Here is an 8,285-nt window from a genome sequence, read left to right as displayed (position 1 = left end):
CGGTGGCTGAAGGCCTGTCTCTGCAAGAGAGGAGGCGCATTATAGAGACCCAACAAAGAGAGTCAACAGCTTTTTCGAAGTTTTTTAACTCTTTGAAGAAAAAGAGAAAAAATGATCAATCCGTATACAATTGCGTCGAAATAACTAGAGCGCACTTGCCAAGCAATGTGCAGCCAGGCAAGCAGCATGATGGGGTACATGAGCATGTGGACACGCCGCCAACTGCGGCGCAGGCGCCGAACGCTCCAATTGTTCGACGTAACCGCCATCGGCAGCATCAGCAGCCACGCAGAGAATCCCGCAATAATATAGGGCCGCTCCGAAAGCTCTTCTCCGACAACCGCCCAATCCCAGAAGAACAGATAGTTGCTGACCATCACGAGGTGGAGTGACACATAGAAGAAGGCCAGCAGCCCCAGCGTCCGCCTAAAGCGCAGCAACCAAGCCGCGCCGAACCACGAGCGGAGAGGGCTGACCGCGAAGCAGGCAAGCAACAGCCAAAGCGCCCACTCCCCGGTTTCAACAATCAAGGCCTTTACCGGGTCTGTACCCAGGCCATTGTTCAACGCCGCATAAATGAGTGCCGCCAAGGGCAACATGGCCGCCACTATCAGCAACGGCTTACCAATACGCAGCAGCGCCTCTTTTGCCATGCTCACACCTTACTGATTAATAGTAACAACGCAGATTCATATCTTTATATAAGCTTGCCACCTGCTCGGCATAGCCATTAAACATCTGCGTTTTTATTCGCTGAGGGGTAAAGAGGCTGCTGGGCAACCGACGTTCATAGCGCTGACTCCAGCGCGGGTGGTCGACCTCGGGGTTCACATTGGCATAGAAACCGTATTCGTCGGGCGCAATGCGTTGCCAGCTACTGCGGGGCTGTTTTTCGGTAAAGCGGATTTTGGTGATGGACTTGATGCTTTTGAAACCGTATTTCCAGGGAACCACTAAGCGGATAGGCGCGCCGTTCTGATTGGGCAGCACCTTGCCATATATCCCGACACTCATCAGCGTTAGCGGGTGCATCGCCTCATCCATACGCAGGCCCTCGGTATAAGGCCAGTCGATGGTGGAGAACGCCGAGCGCTGCCCGCGCATTTCCGACGGGCGGAATAGCGTTTCAAACTGCACATACTTCGCCTTAGACGTGGGCTCAAAGCGGGCTAGCAGGGTGGATAACGGAAAACCGAGCCAAGGAATGACCATCGACCACGCCTCAACACAGCGCAGGCGGTAAACACGCTCTTCTATATCCATGCCTTTCAGCAGATCTTCCAAATGGTAGCGCCCGGGCTTGCCCACCTCGCCCTCGACCTCGATTGACCAGGGGTCTGTTGTCAGTGCGGCTGCATATTGCGCGGGATCATCCTTAGCCGTGCCAAACTCATAGAAGTTGTTGTAGCTGGTCGCGTCCTTGAAAGGGGTCTGGGCTTCACTGGTGTAAAAAGGATTGTCTTCGGCAGTCTCTGCGGCGCGGTAGCTGAGCGCCTTCAACTCCGCCGCCGACACGCCACCCGGCAGAAGCGCAGCACCAGCCAAAGCGACAGCCCCCTTCATCAATTCCCGCCGTCGCAGGTAAACGGATTCGGGGGTAATTTCGCTACTGGGAATATCGGCTGGCTTGCGGATTAGCATCATTGCGCCCTCTGTTATCGATATAACTCAGATGCCGCCCCCGCGTTTTTGTTACACCGAGGGCGGCTTTTTGAGTCGTCGGTAGCTGGCCTGTACGGGGCCAGAGAGCGCATAGACCAGCGCAATGCCCAAGAGAATGCGCGCAGGATCGACGGAAATCAGGCCGAAGGCCAGCACCACCAGAATCATCACGACAAAAGGCACCCGCCCTTTAAAGTCGATTCCCTTGAAACTGTTGTAGCGCACATTAACGATCATCAGCATGCCGATGATGGCCATCAGCAGCCCGGCTATTGCCGCCAACTCGATCGGTAATTCCTGAGCGACCCAACCTTCCTGCGCCGACACCCAAACAACCCCCGCCATCACCGCAGCGGCGGCCGGACTGGCCAATCCGGTGAAAAAGTTTTTATCGGCCGTATCGATCTGGGTGTTAAAGCGTGCGAGCCGCAGCGCTGCGCAAGACACATAAATGAAAGCCACCGCCCAGCCAAACTTGCCGAGTTCAGAGACGCCCCAGCTAAACACCACCAGCGCGGGCGCCACCCCAAACGACACCATATCGGCAAGACTGTCGTATTCCGCACCAAACTTGCTCTGGGCGTTCATCAACCGCGCCACGCGTCCATCAAGACCGTCGAAGACCATCGACACAAAAATAGCAATGGCCGCCGCCTCAAACTGACCGTTCATGGCCGACACAATTGCGAAGAACCCAGAAAACAGCGCCGCCGTGGTGAACAGGTTCGGCAGTAGATAAATGCCCCGCTTGCGAACGGTCTTCCCGTTCTCCGAGATTTCCTCTTCGTGGTCATCGATCAGCAGCAGAGCCTCTTTTTCAAACTGCGGCATCGACTTCTTACCCGCTTGCTCATCAGCCATTTTTCAGCGTAGCTCCAGTAAGGAATGAAAGGCCCACATGATAAATTAATTGTCGCTGCGGTACGATGACTGCGCGCAATCCCAAAAAGCACGCACCAGTACATCGGCCAGCCGCTGCCGTCGTACCACCACCCCAATGTCCATACTCGGCAGTTCCGGATCGAGCGTCACCACCCGCACCTTTTCACGCAGAAAGGACGTGTCTAACACCAGATCTGGCACCACGCCGATACCCAGCCCCAGCCCCACCGTCGACACAATAGCTTCGTGACCACTGACCTGCGCATAGACATTCGGCCGAAGCTGGCGATGGCGGAACCACTGCATAATCAAGTCCCGCGCCACACCACGCTCGGGAAGAATAAAAGGCAGACTCGCCAGCAAGGCTGCATCCACATCACCGCCGTGACGTGCAATCTGTTCGGAAACCAAGCAGGGAATATTAGGCACCAGCAACTGCAGCGCAGAACGACTCAACGGCAAGTAGTCCAGGCTCGACGGCAGCTGTGGCGGGCGCACAGTAATACCCACATCTTCCTTGCCCTCCGCGATACGATCCACGGCATCGGCCTGATCGCCGGTATGCAGTTTCAGGTCAATACCCGGATAACGCTGCCGAAACACTTCCAACACGGTATTTAATACACTGTACGAAGCGGTCACCGAGCAAAACAGGCTAATCTCCCCCTGCAAAGCCTCCCCTTGCTGATGCAGTCGCTGATTCAGCGACCGCCAGCTAAGCAAGGTCTGCTCGGCGTAGCGCAATACCTCCCGCCCGGCAGCCGTCAAGCGAACCCGGCGGCGGTCCCGTTCGAACAGCTTCACGCCCACCTCTTCCTCCAGGCGCTGAATCGCCCGGCTCACCGCCGAGACACTCAAATGCATTGCCTCGCTGGTTTTGCCAAAATGCAGCGACTGGCTGAGATGGATAAAGACTTCCAGCTCTTTACTGTTCATTGGACGCCCACTTTTATCCCGATTCCCTCAACACTCTATCGATTATATATCAATTTACGCAACACACTTCCCCTGCTAGAGTGCGCGACACTGGGAAAAGACTCCCACCCAATTTTTTATCTCATCAATACCTAAGCAGGAGATCCCTCATGGGTCAGAACTACTTCAACAGCCTGCCGCTGCGCCTGCAGCTGGAAGAGCTGGGCAAATGCCGCTTTATGGATCGCAGCGAATTCGCTGATGGCTGCAACTACCTGAAAGGCAAAAAGATCGTCATCGTTGGCTGTGGCGCCCAAGGCCTTAACCAGGGTCTGAACCTGCGCGACTCGGGCCTGGACGTTTCCTATGCCCTGCGCGACAGCGCCATTGCCGAAAAGCGTCAAAGCTGGAAGAACGCTTCTGAGAACGGCTTCAACGTTGGCACCTACGAAGAACTGATCCCCACGGCCGACGTCGTAATGAACCTGACGCCCGACAAGCAGCACACCAGCGTAGTTAACGCGGTTATGCCGCTGATGAAAGATGGCGCCTGCCTGGACTACGCCCACGGCTTCAACTTGGTTGAAGAAGGCATGCAAATCCGTCCCGACATCACGGTTGTTATGTGCTGTCCGAAATGCCCCGGCACCGAAGTTCGTGAAGAGTACAAGCGCGGCTTTGGCGTTCCGACACTGATCGCCGTTCACCGCGAAAACGACCCCAAAGGTGAAGGCATGGCCATTGCCAAGGCATTGGCTTCCGGCACTGGTGGTGATCGCGCAGGCGTTCTGGAATCGTCTCCCATTGCGGAAGTAAAATCCGACCTGATGGGCGAGCAGACAATCCTCTGCGGCATGCTGCAAACCGGCGCCATCCTCTGCTTCGACAAGATGGTCGAAGAAGGTATCGAGCCCGGCTACGCCTCCAAGCTGATTCAGTACGGCTGGGAAACCGTCACCGAAGGTCTGAAGCACGGCGGCATCACCAATATGATGGATCGCCTGTCCAACCCGGCCAAGATCAAAGCATTCGAGCTGGCTGACGAGCTGAAAGACATCATGCGTCCGCTGTACGAGAAGCACCAGGATGACATTATCAGTGGTCACTTCTCCAAAACCATGATGGAAGACTGGGCCAACGACGACAAAAATCTGTTGGGCTGGCGCGCCGCTACCGCCGAAACAGCGTTTGAAAAAACGCCCGCTGGCGACATGGATATCAGCGAACAGGAATACTACGACCACGGCATTCTGCTGGTTGCCATGTGTAAAGCCGGTGTTGAGCTGGCCTTTGAGTGCATGGTTGCTGCCGGTATGAAGCCCGAGTCTGCGTACTACGAGTCGCTGCACGAAACGCCGCTGATCGCCAACACCATCGCGCGCCGCAAGCTCTATGAAATGAACGTGGTTATCTCCGATACTGCTGAGTACGGCTGCTACCTGTTCGATCACGCCTGTCGTCCGCTGCTGAAAGACTTCATGAGCAAAGTCTCTACTGACGTTATCGGCAAAGGTATGGATGTGAAGGATCTGGGTGTCGACAACCAGGAGCTGATTGCCGTTAACGCCGAAATCCGCAACCACCCGGTTGAAGTGGTTGGTCGCCAGCTGCGTAGCTACATGACGGCCATGAAGAAGATCGTTTGATAATTCTTCCGTCGACAAAAAGGGCGCCAGTGGCGCCCTTTTTTATTGCATCCCGGTTTTTATCCCGGCTAGTGATCTGCCAACCCCGCCAATCGATACTCCCGAGGTGTTTGTGCATATTCCATCTTAAACTGGCGACTGAAATAACCACTGTCATTGAAGCCACTCATTAACGCAATATCGGTAATAGAAACGCCTCTGAAGTTCTCATCTTTCAAATAACGAGCAGCTTGCTCCAGGCGATGACGGCTAATCCAGCGCGACAGACTTTCCGTCTCAGCCGAGTAGATCTGATGAATGTATCGCTTACTGATGCCCAATGCCTGAGAAATACTTGCCACACAGAGGTCCGCGTCAAACAGGTTATTCCGTACGTAATCCTGAATTTCTATCAGCCACTGCTCCCTCCCTCGCTTCTTTTCTAGCTGAAACGCATTCCGCTTACTGATACTGGAGCAAGTCAGCTCAATGACCGGGTTGATAATAAACAGCTCATCACTGATGCAGGTCTTGTGCGCGTTTTTTCTCAGCGTCAACAGTATTGAGCGCAGAATATTGGAGATGGTTTCACTCTCATCAAGAACATAAAGTTTATCTTTGCAGACCAGCTTACCAACGTTAAAAGCCTGCCCGAGCGGAATGAAAATAGAGAGCTGCCGAACGGCCTGTGACGACTCAAAATATATCTGTTGAGACGTATTCCAAACAAACACATTCCCGCGTTTCATCGCGTAGCGATTACCGCAAACATCCAATTGATAGCCATCGCCATCCACCACATAGGAGATGGCCAGATAATTCGTCATCTCAAGCTTCCCTTCACGCCAGCCACTCATCGGCAAGGCCAGAATATCGGTGAGAAAGCTGCTGCCAAAACTGTATTTTTTAACGTAAGCGGGAAGGGCCTGATCCGATGTCACCCCGGCATCGACGCCATTAAAGCTCCAACCCTCATGAGCCTTACTGAGCGCATGGCTAAAATGAGAAAACACCGAGAACGTCGGTGACGCCTGCGCCGTCCATTCTATATCCGGTGTCATAACGCCTCCTTTTTTATGTTTATTTCAGCTCAGTGTTACCACTCTCTCTTCAACAGAGTCAAGAAAGTAATAAACCAGCGTTACGGCCCTTCCCTTTAGTCCTATTTTTCCTTCGCTATTGTGAAAGCAGCCCATTTCAGACGGCGATAGGCTTCATAACCACACTGCCAACACAGTTATAAAACCAATAATTTACGAGTGTAAGAACTATGAACCGTCTGCAAGCTTATTGGAAACCCAGCGCGCTTATCGCGAGCTTACTCAGCACACCGGGGCATTTGGCCTTCGCCGAGCCCAACCAGCACACCAGCCGCCAGGTTGAGGAAGTTGTCGTAACGGCAAGGAAAAAGTCGGAAAGTCTCCAGGATGTACCGATTTCCATCACCGCCTTCACAGGAGACAGCATCCGCGACCTCGGCTTCAGCGACACCCTGAGCATCGACGAGAAAACGCCCAACCTGGAGATCAAAACCTTCGGCGGCCAACCCAATATTTTCATCCGCGGTGTTGGCAACAATGACTTCAACGCCACCACTATCAGTCCTGTCAGTATTTACGTCGATGACGTGGTCATGGGCCTCACAGGGTCGCAAACCGCCCAGCTCTTCGACGTGCAGCGGATCGAGGTACTGCGCGGCCCGCAGGGCACACTGTTCGGTCGAAACACCACCGGTGGTGCAATTGCCTTCCACTCGAACATGCCCACCGAAGAAACGGAGGCCGGTGTACGCCTGACGCTGGGCAGCCACAAGCAACGCGATGTCGAAGGCTACGTTGGCGGCAAGCTCAGCCAGCGAATGAATGGGCGCCTGGCGGTAATTTCCACCACCAATGACGGCGACCGACGAAATGACTACAACGGCAAGGATGCCAACGCCAAGGAAGTCCACGCGCTGCGTGGCCTGTTCGATTTCCAAGCGACGGACAGGCTGCAACTGCTGCTTAATCTTCATGGCGCCGTAGACCGCAGCGACTTCAATCAGGGCAAACCCAGAGGTACCAATGCCTTTGGCTACACCGACCCGCACCCCAACAACAGCGGCCGACTCAACTTCAACGGCAAATCGCAGCACTATGGCGATACTCACGGGTTCAGCCTGACAACCACATTCGATACCGATGGTTTCACCCTGAAGTCCATCACCGGCTTCGAAAAGGCCTCGACCGACTATTGCGGCGATATTGATCACAGTCCGAGCTCGCTGGACGAAATCTGCTTCCATACCGACGGCGAGCAAATCACGCAGGAAATCAACATCTCCGGGGATATTGGCGATAACACCAGTTTGGTTACCGGCCTGTTTTTGCTTCGCGAAGATCTTGAGAACCTCACCGAAGCCAATCTATTCGGGGATGCCCCCGCAGGATCACAACTTCCCGTCGTCGGCTATTCGACACGAGATACAAGCACCTACGCGCTTTATTCCGAACTGAACTACCGCTTCAATCCACGCTGGCAACTGACGGCCGGCCTCCGCTACACCTACGAAGAGAAAGAGGCGCGCCTGAAAAGCGACATGATCCCCAACTACTACAATGACCAAGCCAATGGCGCACCCATTGCCCTGGTACCTGAACGGCACTTATCCGAGAGCTGGGATGCGGTTTCCGGCCGGTTTGTCGTCGATTACCAGCCCACCGACGACTGGATGTTCTACGCCAGCCTATCCCGCGGTTTTAAATCCGGTGGCTTTAATCTGGGCTCCTTCTTCGACCCCAATGAAGTCACTCAAGTGGACCCGGAGTACCTCACGGCGTTTGAAGTCGGCTCTAAATCCACCTTGTTTGACCGAAGGCTGCGTCTGAACAGCTCCGTGTTCTACTACGACTACTCGGAGCTGCAGGTCTACACCTATGTATCGGGCAGCACCCCCACTACCCCCGTGGTATTTGCTCTGGAAAATGCCGCCGACGCGAAGATCTACGGCGTAGAACTGGAAGTGAATGCCCTGATCAGCGAACGGCTCTCCATGAATCTCGGAGGGGGTTACCTGCACACAGAGTACAAGGACTTTATTTCCAGCGTGGGCGGTGACTTGTCTGGCAATCCCATGCCGGGCTCCCCAAAGGTCAACCTCAGCGTCGAATTCAGCTACGACCTGGGCAATATCAAAGAGTGGCAGGTAGAGGCGAAGGTCGA

At 54.5% G+C, this 8,285-nt stretch carries 7 protein-coding genes; 2 read left to right on the top strand and 5 right to left on the bottom strand.

All coding sequences use genetic code 11. The features are described from left to right. Positions 1 to 62: 62 nt before the first annotated feature. Genes msrQ through ilvY form a run of 4 tightly spaced genes read right to left on the bottom strand, consistent with a single transcriptional unit; the run spans position 63 to position 3,480 of the window. Positions 63 to 653 (bottom strand): protein-methionine-sulfoxide reductase heme-binding subunit MsrQ, encoded by a 591-nt coding sequence (gene msrQ, locus AC5DB9_RS16060; protein WP_272990383.1) that lies wholly within the window; start codon positions 651 to 653, stop codon positions 63 to 65. A 16-nt stretch (positions 654 to 669) separates the two neighbouring features. Next, the gene (msrP, locus tag AC5DB9_RS16055; protein WP_272990386.1) at positions 670 to 1,641 is read right to left on the bottom strand and encodes a protein-methionine-sulfoxide reductase catalytic subunit MsrP; all 972 of its coding nucleotides are present in this window, start codon (positions 1,639 to 1,641) and stop codon (positions 670 to 672) included. 51 nt (positions 1,642 to 1,692) lie between these two features. Further along, a complete protein-coding gene (pssA, locus tag AC5DB9_RS16050; RefSeq protein WP_272990381.1) occupies positions 1,693 to 2,523 on the bottom strand; it encodes a CDP-diacylglycerol--serine O-phosphatidyltransferase in 831 nt (276 codons plus the stop codon). Between the two features lie 45 nt (positions 2,524 to 2,568). After that, positions 2,569 to 3,480, bottom strand: a complete 912-nt coding sequence (gene ilvY, locus AC5DB9_RS16045; RefSeq protein ID WP_272990379.1) for an HTH-type transcriptional activator IlvY — start codon at positions 3,478 to 3,480, stop codon at positions 2,569 to 2,571. A 149-nt stretch (positions 3,481 to 3,629) separates the two neighbouring features. Here ilvY and ilvC point away from each other — a divergent pair, with 149 nt between their 5' ends. Next, the gene (gene ilvC / locus AC5DB9_RS16040; protein ID WP_272990376.1) at positions 3,630 to 5,105 is read left to right on the top strand and encodes a ketol-acid reductoisomerase; all 1,476 of its coding nucleotides are present in this window, start codon (positions 3,630 to 3,632) and stop codon (positions 5,103 to 5,105) included. 68 nt (positions 5,106 to 5,173) lie between these two features. Here the strand turns inward: ilvC and AC5DB9_RS16035 are convergent, their stop codons facing one another. Continuing rightward, positions 5,174 to 6,145: a helix-turn-helix transcriptional regulator gene (locus tag AC5DB9_RS16035; protein WP_022959398.1), complete on the bottom strand. Its 972-nt coding sequence runs from the start codon at positions 6,143 to 6,145 to the stop codon at positions 5,174 to 5,176. A gap of 209 nt (positions 6,146 to 6,354) precedes the next feature. Between AC5DB9_RS16035 and AC5DB9_RS16030 the strand changes: the two genes are divergently transcribed. Further along, positions 6,355 to 8,285: TonB-dependent receptor (locus AC5DB9_RS16030; protein WP_491732089.1), on the top strand; the 1,931-nt coding region annotated here is incomplete at its 3' end.

It is taken from the genome of Spongiibacter sp. (genome assembly GCF_984394615.1).
The sequence above is the reverse complement of the archived record's forward strand: the minus strand, read 5'-3'. Positions and strand labels throughout refer to the sequence as shown.